Raw genomic sequence first — 16,850 nt, forward strand, 5'->3', positions numbered from 1 at the left:
CGATATAAATGCAAACCACAGTAAATTTAGGCCTAAAGAAGCCTGAGGGCACAGATATAGTAAATATTGACGATTTTAATTACAATGCAGACAAAATTGATGTAGAAATAAAAAGCTTAAAAGATAATAAAGTGGATAAGGTAACAGGCAAAGGACTATCTACTAATGATTATACAACTGAAGAAAAAAATAAGCTTTCAGGTATAGCCTCGGGAGCACAGACAAATCAAAATGCTTTTAGCAATGTAAAAGTAGGAACGACTATATTAGCGGCTGATAATGCAACGGATACATTAGAGCTTGCAGCAGGAACTAATATAAGTATTACACCAGATGCTACAAACGATAAAGTAATTATAAATAGTATTTATACCTATACTCATCCAAGCACTCATCCAGCCAGTATGATAACGCAGGATACATCTAACAGGTTTGTTAGTGATACAGAAAAGGCTAACTGGAATGGCAAGGCGAATGGAACACATACTCATACTAAGTCGCAAATTACTGATATGCCTACAAAATTAAGTGAATTTACTAAGGATATTAATTTTGATGAAAGGTATTATACAGAAACAGAAATCAATAATAAATTAACTTCTATGTATAAGGCAGCAAGCTCTACCTTTACAACAAGAGGTACAAGCCACATAGTAACAGATAGCTTCTGTACTACAGCTAGCTTAGTAACAGTAGTAATAACAGGAACAGTAGATCCACAAGGAGTATGGAAAGTAGAAAGCCAAGCTGGTAAATTTGTGATAACAAGCGACGCCTCAGAAGTTTCCAATATAACGTTCGATTATTATATACAGAAGGGAGCGGTATAATGAGAGGGATAGTAAAAGGTGGTAATAATGATGGTGGTGGAGCTACAATAGTTGGGCAAGGAGAATATGTAGCCTCTTGTTATGAAAATATGGCAAAAGGAGATTTAGTAACAACTAGAAGATACTTTGGATTTGACACATTACTAAAAGTTAATAATCCAGATGTACTACCCACAGGAGATTCCTATAGTGTTGCAGTTAGTCCAGATGATGTTCATGTAGCAATAGGTCATTCATCTTCACCTTTTTTAACTATATACAAACGAAGTGGAGATGTTTTCACTAAGTTAACTAATCCAGCTGTTATACCAGGAGGGGTAGTGTATGGATGTGCCTTTAGCTCTAATGGTAAATATCTAGCAGTAAAGGTTGGAGCTACTCCATATCTTATAGTATATAAACGAAGTGGAGATGTTTTTACACAGATTACAACTACTAATCCTATGTCAACTGCTATTGGAACATGTAAATTCAGTAAAGATAGTAACTATTTAATAGTTTCTGGAAATAATGGAACTACCTCGGGTTCACTAACTATTTATAAAATAAATGCAACTACTGATACTTTTACACAAATTTATAAGGCAACACAGAATAAGTCAAGAGGATTTGACATAAATTCCACTGGCAATTTAATTGCCTGTTCAGCAACAGGCAGTACTAGTGCTCAAGTATTTTCTTTTGTTAATGACTCAATCACAGAGCTTTCTTCAATATCAATAGGGTCAAATACTAATGATTGTGCATTTAGTCCTAATGATACCTATTTGGCATTTGCAGTTAATAGCTCACCTTATTTACTAATATACAAAAAGAATGGGAGCACATACACCAAACTTACTGTCCAACCTTCCATATTACCTACCGGTGCTGGCTATGCTTGTTCATTTAGTCCAGATGGTAAGTATTTATCGGTTGCTCATACAGGTTCACCTTATGTTACAGTTTATAAAGTAGATAGTAGTACTGACACATTTACTAAAATAGCAAACCCAGCATCATTACCAACAACTAATGCACTGTATGTTGCCTATGCTAATTTAAATGCTTATATGATAGTTACAAGTGTTGATGCGCCCTATGTAGCTATATATAAGGCAGATATACTAGGAGATTACATTCATAAGTATACTGGATTAAGTGACCTATACTATTCAAATTATATAAACTTTGGATATGCCAAGTCAGCTGGAGTTGCTGGAAATGCAAACAAACTAATAACTTTACCAATTAAATAGGAGGCTAAATAATGGTTAAAACATTTTATTTACAAGTTAATAAAGGCACAAATATAATTACAGATGCTGTAGAATATGAGCATGAAGGATATATTCCTTATGCAACAGATTCACTATTACCCATAGGAGTATATGGAGGATGGTTTAAATTAGAAAGTGGGGTAATTGTAGAATATCCTGAATTAAAACCTATATTACAAGAGAATGAGGTTACACAATTAAAGGCAGAACAAGTTTTAATGAAAAAAGCTATGGACGATTTAATATTTAATATGGGAGGTGCATTATAATATGTCAGATTATATGGCAAGCAGAATAATTGAAAGTGCGTATAACTATTCATATGTGGTAACAAAATTACCTAACTTAAAAACGGGTATAGATACTTATTTAACACTTAAGGGAAAAGAAGAATTAATAGTGGAATAAAATAATTTTTAAAGGCAAAATAAGAACTGTAACAGGCTTTTTTATTTTGCCTTATTTCCATGAAGGAAGGTGTAATATGAATGAATTAGAAATGCTTCAAGACCATGAAGGAAGGATTAGAAAGCTTGAAGAGAGTGACATAAGACAACAAATTCAGCTTGCAAACATAGAAAAATCACAAGCTGAAATAAAGGTTATGATAAATGATACTTCAAGGGAGCAGCAGAAGACTTTAAAGGATTTTACAGAACAGATATTAAGTACATTTACTAAAAGCTTATCAGATGATAATACAACTAAAAATGAAGTTAAATTTTATAATACAAAACAGTTCTGGGCTATTGTTTCAAGTGCTATAACTGCGGCAGTAGCTTTTTTTACTAAATAAGGGGGTAATACATATGAAGATAGCAGTGAGATTTGGACATCAAAAGACTGGTGCAGATGGAGCAGCTCCGGGTGAATATGAAATAATAAGACAATATGGCCCATATGTAATAAATGGACTAAAAAGTTTAGGACATGAAGTATTAGATGTTACCCCACCAGAAAACAATAGAAGTTTAGCTGATAGTTTAAATTATAGTATAAGTAAATCTAATTCCTGGGGCACTGATTTATTCATAAGTTTACATGGTAATAGCTTCAATGGTTCAGCGATGGGATGTGAGGTGATTTATTATCCTTCTAGTGCAAAGGGTAAAAATTTAGCTATTAACATATGTAGTGAAATATCTAAGTTAGGTTTTAAAAATAGAGGGGCAAAAGCAGATACAAGAGGACTAGCTGAATTAAACAATACTAAGATGACAGCAGTTATAGTAGAACCTTTATTTGTGGATAATGCACATGATAAAGCTTTATTCAATGCTAAGAATGTAGGTTATGCCATAGTAAAAGGTATTACAGGACAAAATATACAAACAAAAGATAATGATTCTATATCCAGTAAAGTTTACAGAGTGCAGTTAGGGGCTTTCACTAACAGATCTTATGCAGAAGCTTTATTAAAGGAATTAAAGAGCAAAGGCTATGAAGCCTACGTAAAGGAGGAATAACTATGAAACCTTTTAAGAATTTTTTACAGATAAAAAAGATAATAGCTTTATTAACTACGATAGTATTTTGTATCTTAAGTTTAAAAGGCAGTTTAAGTGCTACAGAGTTTCTTTCAGTTTTTACACTAATAATAGGATTTTACTTTGGAACTAGCTCAACTAGGCAAGCAATACATGAAGAAAGAGAAAGAAATATTTAAAATTACATATAGAGCCAAATCATAAAATTCTTTATTATTACATATTTCAACTTATCTTAATATTTTTTCATGCTTTATTTCACTTTTGAGCACTAACTTACCTGACGCAGCATTATTTGTATCGTGCTTAGCAACAATTCGATTAAATTCTACTTCATACGAATGACCCTTTTTACCGTGGTACTGATCTAAAATAAACAAGCCAATTTTAAAACTAAATAAATTTTGAATTCGTTATAAATAACTAATAGAAAAGGGGTGTTTCTCAACCAATTACTTAGTTTTAAAACATCCCTTTTTTAATATCTCATTACTTTAGTATATAGGCTATTTATCTATTAAACTTTTTTCAAACTCCTCTACCATCTTTTTAGTCATTAATCCACCGATAGGCCCGCCTATATATCCATTTAATTTTGAAGTATTGTTACCTTTATAGGCATCATCGAGTTTTACTCCAAATTCATTTGCGAACTCTGCTTTTATTTTGTTTAGTGCTTCTTTTGCTTCAGGTACTAAAGGTCTTTTACTCATTAGTAACACCTCCAATTCAATATTAGTTTAATACTTTTATTTAAAGATATACGTAGTAAATTATTCTTATAAGATGGTGTATGGAAAGTTTTCGCAACTTAAAATGTAATGGTATACTAAAGTTGTAACACCTCAGTCGAATAAATGATATAATTTATTTGAGAAAAGAGGTTGTGAAAATGGCAAAACCAAAGTATGAACAGGAATTCAAAAATAGAATCTTACGCCTTCACCTTGAGGAAGGCAGAACCCTTCTAAGTCTTGCACAAGAGTATAAAGTAAATAAAGCAACTATATCAAACTGGATCAAAGCTTACCGCGAAGAATGCCAAACAAATCCTGAGGTTAAAGAAGAACATGACTACTTTAAAGAAAATCTAAGACTCAGAAAGCAGCTCGAAGAGCTTGAAAAGGAGAATAGATTCTTAAAAAAAGCGGCAGCATTCTTTGCGAAGGAAATAGAATAAAGGTTTACCAGTTTATACAGAAACATCATGAAGAATTTGGAGTTAGATGGCTCCTCGAAAAATTCAATATCAACCCTAATGCTTACTATAATTTTTTAAAGGATAGAAAGTTTATTTATCGTACCCAAAAACAGAAGGTATTAGATAAGATAACTTCTATATACCATGAAAAAAACGGAACTTTAGGACATAGAAATATGAAGATATTTCTTGCTAGGGAAGAATTAATATACAGTAAAACTACTGTTCATAAATATATGAATACTGAACTTAAGCTAAAATCTGTAGTTATGAGAAAAAAGCCAGCATATCTAAAGGGTACTGTACATAAGGTGTTTCCAAATCTTATAAAACGTTCTTTTACTGTTGAGAAACCTAACAAAGTATGGTGTACTGATTTTACCTATATGAGCTTGAGCAATGGTAGCAAGCGCTACAATTGTACCATTTTAGATCTATATGACAGGTCCGTAATGGCAACGCTTAACGGCAAAGAAATCACCTCAGAACTAGCTATTAGAACGCTGGAATTAGCGCTTAAGAGTAATAAGCCCTCTATCGAGGGATTGATTTTGCATAGTGATCAAGGAAGCCAATATACCTCTAAGGAATTCAGAGAATTCTGCAGCACTAACAAAATAATTCAAAGTATGAGTAAAGCAGGTTGCCCTTATAATAATGCCCCCATGGAAAGATATTATAATACCTTTAAGAATGAGCTAATACACCTTTTCCATTTTAGAAATGATGAGCTGCTAGATAGAGCAGTATATGATTATTCTTATAGTTGGTACAATCATCTTAGACCTCATTCTTTTAACCAAGGATTAACTCCTTTTGAAGCTCGCTATCGCGTATAAAAAATATTAGGCTAAAGTGTTACAATTTTGCTTGACCAGAACAGTTTACACCCATTAAGGGTGTATTTTTTATTTATAATTTAGAGGCGTGACATGATGTATTATGTTGTAGAGCAAGCTTTAATTTTAATTCCAGTACTCTATGTACTAGGGATAATGTTAAAAAACACCAACAAAATTAAAGATTGGTGCATACCTTGGATTTTATTATTTGTTGGTGTGCTAGGAGCTATATCTTTAATGGGATTTAATGCATATGCTATTATACAAGGAGTTTTAGTAACTGGAGTAACTATATACGCAAACCAGTTGCTTAAGTAGAGCATTTATAAGAGGGAGGAATAATTTATGTCTTATATAGATGATTTTATAAATAGTGTTAAGGATGGAGCTATAGCTTCAATGAAAGCACATGGAGTACTAGCAAGTATAACAATTGCACAAGCCATATTAGAAAGTAATTGGGGAAACAGCACATTAGCGAAAGAAAGTAAAAATCTGTTTGGTATAAAAGCTATAGGAGAATGGAGAGGAGCAAAGAAAAGTTATGCAACTTATGAATACTACAATGGGAAAAAGACGTTAATTAATGATTTTTTTAGAGTATATAATAGTATTGCTGAGAGTATTGAGGACCATGCTTTATTTTTAGTAAATAACTCTAGATATAAGCAGTATGGGTTTTTTAGTGCTAAAGATTATATAGGACAAGCAAATGCTTTACAGGAAGCAGGCTATGCAACTGCTCCAACCTATGCACAAAGTCTTATTAATTTAATAAAACAACATGGATTAGATAAATATGACGTTGTAAAAGCCAACAGTTTCATAAAGCTTGATGGTGGTGGTTATGCTTCATATAATGGTGGAGCTCCTGGAGTAAATTTAATTATAAGAGAGTATTCTACTGATATCGTAAGAGTTTTTGCATGGGTAGATAGTGACAAGGGGGCAAGCTGGGCATTTGATTTAGTACCTCCAAACTCAAACTATACAGTATTAAAAAAGAATACTAGTAAAGTTATAACTGCAAGAAATGGTGGCTATAGCTTTAGCAAAGGAGCTAATTATAAAATAACGGTTAAAGGGTATAATAAAGATGGGCAGGTTATATCAGAAAATCAAATAATTATAAAAGTACCATTAGAATAAAATAGCAGGTAGCCTTTAGAGACTACCTGTTATTTTTTATATATAAAAAGAGGTTGGCATAAATTTTACCAACCTCTTCATTTCCCGTAGGAAATGATAGATTTAATCCTAATACTATTATACATTAATGTGGAAAAAAATAAAATATTTTCCATAAGGATATTGACTCTTCATACTACACGTAGTATAATATAATTGTAGAGAGGAGGTTAAAGAAAGGTGGTTGAGAAAATAAAAAAAGTCGGTAAAGTGATTGAGGCACTCACCGACTTGGCACTTAAGATAGGCACACTACTAGCCGTTATAAAAATGGTAGCAGATAGCCTAAAATAAACCTAAAGGGAGGGTAAAACCTCCCTCACTAATAAAATATCATACAACCATCTTTAAAGCAATATGAAAGAGTTAATAAAAGAGATATTTAGATTAATAATTAAATTCTCATGGCTTATTATAATAATACTTGGTTTATTAATACTATTTATAAAGTAGAGGTGTTTATTATTGTGGAAAAATCTAAGCAAACAATAGCAAATCAAAAATGGGAAAATAAGAATAAGGAATATGCCAGTTATTTGAAGTCACGTTCAAGTGCTAGAAGCTTTATTAGGAACAAAGCAACATTAGAAGATTTGAAGGAACTTAAAGCTCTTATCGAGGAAAGAGAAGGCTTACTGAATAAGTAATATAATGTTATCCTGAGCTTAGGCTCAGGAATTTTTTTGAATTTGGTAGAATTTTGTGTTATAATTTGTATGAAAAAATTACATCAATATGATATAATTGTATATATAGGTAAAGGGAGGAATTTTAGTGGGCGTATTTAATGGAGCTAAAGAACAATTGAAATGGGGGAATCTAAAGTATTTAGGAGGATACCCAAATAAAACAGTACCTTTTATATGTGGAGTATATAAAGAGGACGGAAAAATACAGATACATGGTGGACCTATATGGCAGTTGCAATTTTCAGTGCGTAAGGAAGATATTTTAGGCTTAGAAATCCGCGATAATAAAATATTAATGAAAATAAACTATGCTAATGCTGAAATAGAGCTTCAATTTGCTGCTCCAAATAATCAGTTTGCATATAACAAAATAACTACAGTAATATATCAAGAGAATGATACAACTATGCCAAATAAGCAATACAAACTTAATGAAGATAATATTTCTGATAATCAAGTTAAGTTTTATAACAAGAGTTGGTTCATGTGGGTGACACTTATATTTTTTGCACCAGTAGGTATATTTTTAATGTGGAAGAATAAGAGATTTAATAAGTTAGGAAGAGTAGTGCTCTCTGGTATTTTCGCGTTAATTTTTATGGCAGTATTAAACACTAGAACTACTGAGCCGAGTAATCAAAATGCAAAAAATTCAGTCGAAACTACTAAAGTAGTTGCTGAAAAAAAAGAAAAGACTGCAGAAGAGGCTAAGAAAGAAGCTGAAGCAAAGGCAAAGGCTGATGCTGAAGCTAAAGCAAAAGCAGCAGTAGATGCTAAAATTGCAAAGGAAAATGCATATCAGGCATGGGTTAATGCTCAATTCAGTGCATGGGATGGTTCACATAGAGCTCTAGTTGATGCGGTTAAACAAAATTTAAATGATAAAAAAAGTTTTGAACATGAAAAAACAACTTATGTTGATAAAGGCGATCATTTAATAATTAAAATGGTTTATAGAGCTAAAAATGCGTTTGGTGGAGTAGTTCTCCAAAATGTTACAGCTAAAGCAGACTATAAGACTAATACGATCTCAATTATTTCAGTTAATGATTAAAAATTAAAGGATAGATAGTTTTTAATGCATACCTCGGGCTTAGGCTCGGGGTAATTTTGTTTTTTTAAACACTAATTAGTACAACATTAGATGATATTATATTTATCAATCTATTCATAAGTGTAGCTTAGGTTAAAGGAAAATTAATTCTTCCATAGAATATTTACATATTATGGGGGTGTTTTGTGTGGCGATAAAAAACAGGTTATTATTAGATAAGATTACAATGTATATAAGTGACTATATAATAAAATTAAATCATGATTTCATATAATTACCCAACACTATTGATGGAGGGAAAACTATGAAAAAAACCGTAATTGCAGAAGTAAAATGGATACCAAAAGAGTTAGGTGGTCGTTCAGCGCCACCCACAGGTGGAAAGTATTGTCCGATAATACGATTTAATGATACATGTACTAGCAAAGGTGACTGGAGTGCAGAAATATTATGTACCGAGTTTGATAATAACTTAAATTCCATAGTAGAAATTTCATATCTATCTAGTGAAGCGCCGTTTGAAAATTTTAAATTAGGAAATGCGTTTAAACTTTATGAGGGAGCAATACTAGTTGCTGAAGGTAAAATAATAATGGATAATTAAGCCAAAATATTCTTATTTTGTGTCGTGAATATAGTATATTACGAAGTTATAATAAATTGATACCTAAATTATAAAGGGTGATTTTATGGAGAATATTAAAAAACTAATAAAAGATTTAGACTGGAATAAACCTGAAGATATAACACATAGGGCAATGAAAGAACTACTTAAAGTCAATGAAGAAGAAGCAATATTATTAGCAGATCAATCAAATTACATATGTAGTAAATGCTATTGGTATAATGCAGCGATAATATTAAAAGAAATAGGTTATCCAAGAAATAGACTAACGATACCTTATTTGATGATTTGGTTTCAAGATGTTAATTGGCCAGGTGTTCCCAAAATCATAGAACTGCTTAAAGACATAGATGTAGAAGTTTTAATACCACATATAAAATACGCTATGGAGAAAGCATTAAAGGAAAAAGATGATTTTTGGGCATTTGGTATCTTAAGCCTATTAGATGAACTGAATATACCTAGCTCTAATTTTAAAGAAAATGACCTTTTTAATCAGTTGGTTAGATTATCACAAGTGAAATAATATTGATTCGTAATGTTCTTATCTTCTGAGGCAAGAGATAAGCATGATGAACTAAGGGATTATGGTAAATAACGGTAAAAACAAAATGCTAAACTCATAGGTACCTAAAATACTGTTTGAGAGGTGTTACAAGTGTCTGAAAGTATAATAGTTCTACTATCTATTTTACCATCATTTTCGCCATCATATAGTATAGGACTAGTTAAATGTAGTATGAATAGCAAAAGAGATGAATATTATTTAATTCATACAAAACCAGCAATAAATTTTAGTGATATTGATGAAGAAGAATTTTTTAATGAAGCAAGAAAAATACATCTATCTAATAATGATGCAAGTGACATTATAAAAATTATTCGCGAAAGCAGGGTTCCTCTAATATCACAATCATCCATAGGTGTTGATGGATGTGAGTATTCTCTTTATTTTTTTGATGATGATGGAAGTGCTAAATCACGGTTCTCATGGTGGGGGAATATACCTAATGATTGGTATGATTTAGATAGAATTGCTACTGCTTTAAATAAGCATTTACATAAGGGATAATGTATATAGTGCAAATTAAAAATATATAATAATAAAAGTAAGGCAGTAAACTATTTTATTAGCCTTATTTCTTTTTGCTGTCAAAAACTTTATTCTACATACTAAGCAATTCAAAGTTTCAACATAAGACTTTAAAAATTGGTTAAATCACAAGAGAATATAGGAAACTATCAAAGTAAGTTAAATACTACATTTAACAAGGGTAAAATGATTTTTAAGATATATGCTAGAATTGACTTGGATTTATAAAATAAGGAGAAATATATGAGTGAAATAAATACAAAAGTAGACGAATAAGGTAAACACTTGGTATAATGTATTAAAAAGGATTTGGAGGAATAGTGAATGCTTAGTGTTTTAGATAAAAAGGAAGTACAAGTAATAGCAGGAAAAAAACCACTTTTAGGGTATCAATATTTAAATGGAAAACTAGAATACATATCAGGTATTAAAGAGGTTGATGAAATATTAGAAAGAAAACCTACTAAACCAGCATTTTGTATAGGTACTCGTAAAAATGGAATTGAAATCACGGTAATTATTGGACTTAAATATTATACTACTGCTATTGCAGAAGGAAAAATTATAGATATATATTTAGAAGATAAAGATAAAATTGTTGAGATGAAAGAGAAATCTATAGTAGGGAGAGCATTTCTTGGAGGACTGCTATTAGGCGATGTAGGGGCGATTGTAGGTGGCATGACAGGAATAAAACCTAAGGAAATAGATATAATGGCTCCAGATGTTTTAGTAACAATAAGATTCATTAATGATTATGGTCAGGAGGATTATTTTGTATGTTCCTGTACACAAAAAAATAAAAATGAAGCTATTAAATTTTTATCATCAGTTTTTAAGGAAAAGTTTAAAATAGGTACTAGTTCTAATGAATATACTAATGAACATACTAATGCTAAAGAAGATGCTCTAGACAAAATAGAAAAACTTGCTGAATTAAAAGAAAAAGGGATATTAACAGAAGAAGAATTTACAAAAAAGAAAACAGAATTATTAGCAAAAGTTTAATAAGGTATTAAGTATTTAGTTATATGTAGTGGATTTTATTATACTTAGAAATATGTAGTGGATTTTATTATACTTAGAAAAAGGAAAATTGTATTTTAGGAAGTGTAGTTTGTTAGGAGGAGAATTAAGTGGGTGCAAAAAACAGAGTTATTGATGGTGCTTATAAAGATAAGGGAATAACTATAACTAGTTTAGGCGTTATAATTATGATAGGGATTTTTAAAAAGATAATATTAGATGAGAATACAGTAAGTGCTTATGAGGTATATGATAGTGAAAAGACAATAAGTGCATCAAGTGCTATAGGCAAGGCAGTGCTAGGAGAATTCTTTTATGGTCCTGTAGGCTTAGTAGCAGCCGCATCAGCTGAAAAGAAAGGCATATATATAATTGCTGTTCAGTTTAAAGATGGGAAAAGGAGTTTATTAGAAGTAGATGAGAAGATATATAATAGAATGCTGTTAATACGGTTTCAAAATGAATGTAAATCTGCATATACTAAAATTGATAATACTCAAAATAATAATATTCAGGGTAATATCTATTGTCAAAACTGTGGACAAGAGGTAACAGGTAAATTTTGTTCTAATTGCGGAACTGAAAATAATAATATCCAGGATATTAGTTACTGTCAAAACTGTGGGCAAGAAGTAACAGGTAAATTTTGTTCTAATTGTGGAACTCAAATAAACAGTTTACATGAACAAGAAAAACTTATACCTAATAATGAAATTATAGATGTCAATGGAATAGAATTGGACATGACACAAATCGTAAATAAGTATGGTAAAAATAAAATTTTAGCAATTAAATATGTAGCGAGTTTAACTGGTATAAGTTTAAAAGAAAGTATAAAGATTGTAGATGATGCGTACCAAAAGCTGGATATATAATATAAATAAAATATAAGTACTAAATATAGAAAGAATAAAAGTCAACTAAACAAGCTGACTTTTATTCTTTTCACACAAAGACTCTATTAGAATTAGCATTGGTTTGCAGTGAAAACATTTTGCAAACCAATGCTAACATATCACATCTTTTTAAATCGTATACAACACTAGACTGAATATATAAGTTATAGTGAAATCAATGCTTTACAAGTTACAAGTGTATATAAGAATAATATAAAATAAATTAATTTCATGTATGGGGTGCATGAGGTCGCAAGTTCAAGTCTTGTTACCCAGACCATGAGAAAACCTGTAGTTTCAAGGAACTACAGGTTTTTTTGTATTTTTGGTGCGATTTTTATAAATACAATGTTCCATTAAAAACGAAGTTGAGAAGAGGGTAGTAAATTACTTTTAGTATCTTTAATAATACCTCCATAACTTATATTGAACAAATAAAATATAAACATAAGTTTTTGTAAGAGTTGATATTTAAAATTAATAACTATTTAAAGTATGGGATAAAATATATAATAAATATTTTAAAAAGGAGAAATGAATATGGATACAAAAAGAGCTGCTGAAATTATTGAATCATTAGGTGTAATAGGAGTAAGCTATAAAGGCAACCCTGTTTGGCTTGAAAATATTAATAAACAAAGTGATACAGTTAAAGTTAAAGATATTAACACAGATACAGAATTAAATGTAAATATAAAAGATTTGAAAGAGGATTAATTTTATCTCGAGCCTAGGCTCGAGTTTTTTTATTATATTTACATATATACTTTAAATTTTCTACCAACAAGCACATATTGTTAAAAAACTGTTAAATGAACTTTATTTTGTTGAATTGTTTTGAATTTAGTACTATAATTGCTAATGTTGTGTAAAATTGTAAGTGAGAGGTTATAACAAATGGAAGAGGAAATTGAAATTCTTAGAGAGAAATTAAACCGGCTAACTGAAGAAGACATATGCTTATGTTCTGATGAAGTAGTACAACTTAGTCAGAAATTGGACAAACTTATTTATATTTATCAGACAAGTTTAGCCTAGGCAGCTGGGCTTTTTTTTATTTTATAAAGGATTGTATATAGTGATGTAGAATGTTACAGCAAGAAGTTTATTTATTAAGTGAGGTATGAGAATGGAAGATTATAATGTTGTGAAAACTGATTTTAATGAAATTTCTGAGCTTGACGAATTAAAATGGAATCATAACAACTGTTATTTCAAGCACCTAATAAAATTTATACCAAATAATGTTGAGACTTGTCTTGACATAGGTTGTGGTAAGGGTGAACTTTCCTTTATGTTATCAAAAAAATCCAAGAACGTGATAGCAGTTGATCTTGCAGATAAGATGATTGAGAAGGCAAAAGTCTTACACCCTAATAAAAATATCCAATATATTTGCGGAAACATTTTGGATATGAAATTTGAAAACGATAGTATTGATGTGATTATAACAACAGCTACAGCACATCATTTGCCGTATGAGTGGCTTTTATGCTTTGCAAAGGATAAGCTTAAAAAAGGTGGTAAACTAATTATACTAGACCTTGCAAAAGCCAAAACCTTAAGTGATTACATTATATGGGGAAGTGCTTTTATCCCTAATATTGCAATGAATTTAATAAAAAACGGTAGATTGCAAAAAGATGATGTTCACTCAAAAGAAGTTTGGGAAAAACATGGTGAACACGATACGTATATGACAATAGATGAGATTAAGTTATTTGTTAAAAAACATATACCAACAGCAAAAGTTAAACGTAAACTTTTTTGGAGATATTCATTAGTATGGGAAAAATAGTTTTAAAATAATTGTTAACAGTTAAAACTTGAGCATTTACAATTACTTTTGCATATTATGTAGTGACAACTTAATTAAGGAAGTGATTGTAATGAAATTTGCTATAGATATAGGACATAACTGTACACCAGACATTGGAGCTAAAGGAATAAAATTTGAAGATATCTTAACAAAGGAAGTTGGATTGAATGTCATAGAAAAATTGAAAAATCTAGGACATGAAGTTATAAGCGTGCTTCCAGTAAGGTGCAATAGTGTTACAGACAGTTTAAATAGGAGAGTACAAGTTTCAAATTTAAATAATGTAAATTTATATGTATCTATTCATTTTAATGCTGGAGGTGGACAGGGGTCAGAAGTATATTTTTATCCAGGTAGTACTGCAGGTGAGAGGTATTCAAAAAGTGTATTAAGTGAACTTGTAAAATTAGGATATAAAAATAGAGGAATAAAGAATGGAAGTAGGCTTTATGTGGTGAAAAACACAAAGGCTCCTGCTATATTAATTGAAGTATCTTTTGTAGATAGCAAGGAGGATATGAATAAATATAATGCAGAAAAGATATCCGATGCTATAGTTAAAGGACTTACAGGAAAACTGCCGTCAGAAAGTGTTCCTGTAAAAAATAATGATAAGGAAAATAATATATATAAAGTTCAAGTGGGAGCTTTTACAGATATAAACAATGCTGAGGTGATGGTTAAAAAGCTAAAGGAAAAGGGAATTGACTCCATCATTGTTTAGAAATATTACGAAATTTTTAAAGCTTATTCAATGTCTTCTACGATGAAAATTCTATACTCCCAGAGCTTTAAAAAGTTCTTCGTGTGAACTGATGAAGGGAGAAATTCAGCTAACTGAATTTCTAAAATATTTATAGCTTAGCGCATAGACGTCTTTTAGGGCGGCAGTCCTATGGGTCACAAGAACTTGTACGAAATAAATAAAAATCAAATTTATAAGTTGAAAATATGAGAGTATGATAAAAGGTTCTTAATAAAAAATTGTGTAGTTAATATTTCCTGCCTTATCGGTCTGCGGGCTTATTAGCCATTTGATAAGTGTCAATTTAAAGGAATTTCGTCAAAACGAAATTCCTTCCTTCAGCAGTGTGGAGGAAGACCTTTTTAATGTTAAATTTAGTATTGGTTCTGCATTGTAGAAAGCATTGAACAAGCAATTAGAAGCTCTTTATTTATGAATTTAAGGCACCGTAAAGAACTTTTTACTGTCTGAGCGACAGCGAGTTTAAAAAGTTTAGGTGATTTAAATTTGTAAATATTAGAGCTTCTTTGCACAGTGAACACTTTCTTAAATGCAGAACCAATACGGAAGACTTAACATTAAAAAGGTTGTAATATCCTTTAAATTTATCATAAAATGAAATTTTTATGAATATATAAAAGTGGAGGTGTTTATATATGATGATAGAATTAAATGGTCAATGGGGAACTGAAATTCATAAAATGAGTAGTGAACAATTTAAAAAGTTTAAGGAATGGTATGAAGATAAACATAGTATAAAAGTATTTAGCTACTATAGAGATGGATACGCATGGAATATCAACAAAGCTCAATCTGATCTAGTAAGATTTTGGGAAGAATAATAGTTTTATCTATGGTTAAAATAAATTTAATATATAACAAAAGAGGAGGAAAAGTATTATGGTTAAAAAAAATCAAAAATTACCTTATACACAAGCTTGTAAGAGAGCAAGAAAAATGATAGATGATAATAAAGAAATATCAGATGTTCTACAAGATACTAATTTAACTCATAAAAATGTACTAAAGATTAAAAACGAAGATGTAGATGTATAAGAAATAAAGCTTGATTTTATATGAAGAGAATGCTTTTTAAAATCAAGCTTTATTTTTAACATTTTATTAAATATCTCATAATATGTGTTAAAAAATAAAATGTCTTTTAAATAAACTTTTAATTTTATTAGGATATTATAAAACCAAGAGGTGATAGACGTGAGTGTTCAAATATACCAAAACCTTAATTTTAAGGTGTATAAAGCAGGAAGCGGTTTTATAATACACAACACGAAAAAAAGTTTTAAAAGCGGACATACACATGTGCATAAATATGATATATGTATGATAATGATAAAACTTATAAGTCATAAAACACTACCTAAAAATAGAAATAAATATTTCATAGATAGTTTGATTAGAATAAGTGATGATGAGGAATATATTGATAAAATTAAAAATACATGTTAAGGGTCTGAATCTTCAGGCCCTTATTTTTTTGTTTAATGAATACCACCGGTTATACCGGTGGTTCTAAAAGGCTTTTAGCTATGCGTAGAAAAAATAGAACCTCCTTGTTAAAATGGAATTAGGTTTGCCGACCACAACCAAACAAAGGAGGTATATCCAATATGGATAATAGTAGTTTAGCACATAGTATTCGCGCCGAAATATAGGAGGCAAATAATATATGGAAAAATCAAGGCTGATATAGGTCAAATATTAAGAAAGTTATGTGAGAACAAGGGAGTAGAAATAATAGAAGCAAATGCTTGCAAAGATCATATACATATGCTTGTAAGTATACCACCAAAATTAAGTGTATCTCAATTTATGGGATATTTAAAAGGAAAAAGTTCATTGATGATATTTGATAGGCATGCAAATTTAAAATATAGATATGGAAATAGGCAGTTTTGGTGTAAGGGATACTATGTTGATACAGTAGGCAGAAATAAAAAAGTTATAGAAGAATATATAAAAAATCAAATACAAGAAGATATAGCATACGAACAAATGAGCTTGAAAGAATATGTAGACCCGTTTACGGGTGGTCCTGATTGAAGTCTTATTTACATAATAAATATTATGTAAATAAG

At 30.4% G+C, this 16,850-nt stretch carries 26 protein-coding genes; 25 read left to right on the forward strand and 1 reads right to left on the reverse strand.

The window, feature by feature from the left end; all coding sequences use genetic code 11:
* Positions 1-8: 8 nt before the first annotated feature.
* The 7 genes from JOC70_RS01740 (at position 9) to JOC70_RS01770 (ending at position 3,755) form a co-directional block, all read left to right on the forward strand.
* The gene (locus JOC70_RS01740; protein WP_204597839.1) at positions 9-830 is read left to right on the forward strand and encodes a hypothetical protein; all 822 of its coding nucleotides are present in this window, start codon (positions 9-11) and stop codon (positions 828-830) included.
* A complete protein-coding gene (locus JOC70_RS01745) occupies positions 830-2,068 on the forward strand; it encodes a WD40 repeat domain-containing protein (protein WP_204597191.1) in 1,239 nt (412 codons plus the stop codon). The genes JOC70_RS01740 and JOC70_RS01745 overlap by 1 nt, the downstream gene beginning before the upstream one ends.
* Before the next feature lie 11 nt (positions 2,069-2,079).
* On the forward strand, positions 2,080-2,358 hold the full coding sequence (locus JOC70_RS01750) for a hypothetical protein (protein ID WP_204597192.1): 279 nt from the start codon (positions 2,080-2,082) through the stop codon (positions 2,356-2,358).
* A 1-nt stretch (position 2,359) separates the two neighbouring features.
* The gene (locus JOC70_RS01755) at positions 2,360-2,497 is read left to right on the forward strand and encodes a hypothetical protein (protein WP_204597193.1); all 138 of its coding nucleotides are present in this window, start codon (positions 2,360-2,362) and stop codon (positions 2,495-2,497) included.
* A gap of 76 nt (positions 2,498-2,573) precedes the next feature.
* The gene (locus JOC70_RS01760) at positions 2,574-2,885 is read left to right on the forward strand and encodes a hypothetical protein (RefSeq protein ID WP_204597194.1); all 312 of its coding nucleotides are present in this window, start codon (positions 2,574-2,576) and stop codon (positions 2,883-2,885) included.
* A gap of 13 nt (positions 2,886-2,898) precedes the next feature.
* Positions 2,899-3,555, forward strand: a complete 657-nt coding sequence (locus JOC70_RS01765; RefSeq protein ID WP_204597802.1) for an N-acetylmuramoyl-L-alanine amidase — start codon at positions 2,899-2,901, stop codon at positions 3,553-3,555.
* 2 nt (positions 3,556-3,557) lie between these two features.
* On the forward strand, positions 3,558-3,755 hold the full coding sequence (locus tag JOC70_RS01770; RefSeq protein ID WP_204597195.1) for a hypothetical protein: 198 nt from the start codon (positions 3,558-3,560) through the stop codon (positions 3,753-3,755).
* Between the two features lie 327 nt (positions 3,756-4,082).
* Here JOC70_RS01770 and JOC70_RS01775 read toward each other — a convergent pair whose 3' ends face one another.
* Entirely contained in the window at positions 4,083-4,289 is a 207-nt protein-coding gene (locus tag JOC70_RS01775) for an alpha/beta-type small acid-soluble spore protein (protein ID WP_204597196.1), read from the reverse strand.
* 179 nt (positions 4,290-4,468) lie between these two features.
* Here JOC70_RS01775 and JOC70_RS01780 point away from each other — a divergent pair.
* From JOC70_RS01780 to tnpA, 18 genes are all read left to right on the forward strand, one after another.
* A protein-coding gene (locus JOC70_RS01780) for an IS3 family transposase (RefSeq protein WP_243429017.1) occupies positions 4,469-5,616 on the forward strand; the annotation gives its coding sequence in 2 pieces (ribosomal slippage) (positions 4,469-4,730 and positions 4,730-5,616; 1,149 coding nt in all).
* 93 nt (positions 5,617-5,709) lie between these two features.
* Positions 5,710-5,937: a phage holin family protein gene (locus JOC70_RS01785; protein WP_204597198.1), complete on the forward strand. Its 228-nt coding sequence runs from the start codon at positions 5,710-5,712 to the stop codon at positions 5,935-5,937.
* 27 nt (positions 5,938-5,964) lie between these two features.
* Positions 5,965-6,768, forward strand: a complete 804-nt coding sequence (locus tag JOC70_RS01790; protein ID WP_204597199.1) for a glycoside hydrolase family 73 protein — start codon at positions 5,965-5,967, stop codon at positions 6,766-6,768.
* Positions 6,769-7,274: 506 nt separating this feature from the next.
* Positions 7,275-7,454, forward strand: coding sequence for a hypothetical protein (locus JOC70_RS01795; protein ID WP_204597200.1), 180 nt, complete (start codon positions 7,275-7,277; stop codon positions 7,452-7,454).
* 127 nt (positions 7,455-7,581) lie between these two features.
* Positions 7,582-8,550: a hypothetical protein gene (locus tag JOC70_RS01800; protein ID WP_204597201.1), complete on the forward strand. Its 969-nt coding sequence runs from the start codon at positions 7,582-7,584 to the stop codon at positions 8,548-8,550.
* Between the two features lie 304 nt (positions 8,551-8,854).
* Complete coding sequence (locus tag JOC70_RS01805) at positions 8,855-9,154, forward strand: hypothetical protein (RefSeq protein ID WP_204597202.1); 300 nt, start codon at positions 8,855-8,857, stop codon at positions 9,152-9,154.
* An 85-nt stretch (positions 9,155-9,239) separates the two neighbouring features.
* Positions 9,240-9,701 (forward strand): DUF5071 domain-containing protein, encoded by a 462-nt coding sequence (locus JOC70_RS01810; RefSeq protein WP_204597203.1) that lies wholly within the window; start codon positions 9,240-9,242, stop codon positions 9,699-9,701.
* Positions 9,702-9,833: 132 nt separating this feature from the next.
* Positions 9,834-10,247, forward strand: coding sequence for a hypothetical protein (locus JOC70_RS01815; protein ID WP_204597204.1), 414 nt, complete (start codon positions 9,834-9,836; stop codon positions 10,245-10,247).
* Between the two features lie 345 nt (positions 10,248-10,592).
* Positions 10,593-11,276: an SHOCT domain-containing protein gene (locus JOC70_RS19140; protein ID WP_243429018.1), complete on the forward strand. Its 684-nt coding sequence runs from the start codon at positions 10,593-10,595 to the stop codon at positions 11,274-11,276.
* Between the two features lie 128 nt (positions 11,277-11,404).
* Complete coding sequence (locus JOC70_RS01825; protein ID WP_204597205.1) at positions 11,405-12,169, forward strand: hypothetical protein; 765 nt, start codon at positions 11,405-11,407, stop codon at positions 12,167-12,169.
* 561 nt (positions 12,170-12,730) lie between these two features.
* Positions 12,731-12,907: an H-type small acid-soluble spore protein gene (locus JOC70_RS01830; RefSeq protein ID WP_204597206.1), complete on the forward strand. Its 177-nt coding sequence runs from the start codon at positions 12,731-12,733 to the stop codon at positions 12,905-12,907.
* Between the two features lie 180 nt (positions 12,908-13,087).
* A complete protein-coding gene (locus tag JOC70_RS01835; RefSeq protein ID WP_204597207.1) occupies positions 13,088-13,228 on the forward strand; it encodes an aspartyl-phosphate phosphatase Spo0E family protein in 141 nt (46 codons plus the stop codon).
* Positions 13,229-13,319: 91 nt separating this feature from the next.
* Entirely contained in the window at positions 13,320-13,988 is a 669-nt protein-coding gene (locus tag JOC70_RS01840; RefSeq protein ID WP_204597208.1) for a class I SAM-dependent methyltransferase, read from the forward strand.
* Positions 13,989-14,079: 91 nt separating this feature from the next.
* Positions 14,080-14,733, forward strand: coding sequence for an N-acetylmuramoyl-L-alanine amidase (locus JOC70_RS01845; RefSeq protein ID WP_204597209.1), 654 nt, complete (start codon positions 14,080-14,082; stop codon positions 14,731-14,733).
* 677 nt (positions 14,734-15,410) lie between these two features.
* Positions 15,411-15,596, forward strand: a complete 186-nt coding sequence (locus JOC70_RS01850) for a hypothetical protein (RefSeq protein WP_204597210.1) — start codon at positions 15,411-15,413, stop codon at positions 15,594-15,596.
* 58 nt (positions 15,597-15,654) lie between these two features.
* A complete protein-coding gene (locus tag JOC70_RS01855; RefSeq protein ID WP_204597211.1) occupies positions 15,655-15,810 on the forward strand; it encodes a hypothetical protein in 156 nt (51 codons plus the stop codon).
* A 159-nt stretch (positions 15,811-15,969) separates the two neighbouring features.
* Positions 15,970-16,221 carry a hypothetical protein gene (locus JOC70_RS01860; RefSeq protein WP_207755208.1) on the forward strand — a complete coding sequence of 84 codons (252 nt, stop codon included), beginning with the start codon at positions 15,970-15,972 and terminating at the stop codon, positions 16,219-16,221.
* 183 nt (positions 16,222-16,404) lie between these two features.
* Positions 16,405-16,815 (forward strand): IS200/IS605 family transposase, encoded by a 411-nt coding sequence (gene tnpA, locus JOC70_RS01865; protein ID WP_204597805.1) that lies wholly within the window; start codon positions 16,405-16,407, stop codon positions 16,813-16,815.
* Positions 16,816-16,850 lie beyond the last annotated feature (35 nt).

The organism is Clostridium pascui, from assembly GCF_016908015.1.
Classification (GTDB): Bacteria; Bacillota; Clostridia; order Clostridiales; family Clostridiaceae; genus Clostridium_AK; species Clostridium_AK pascui.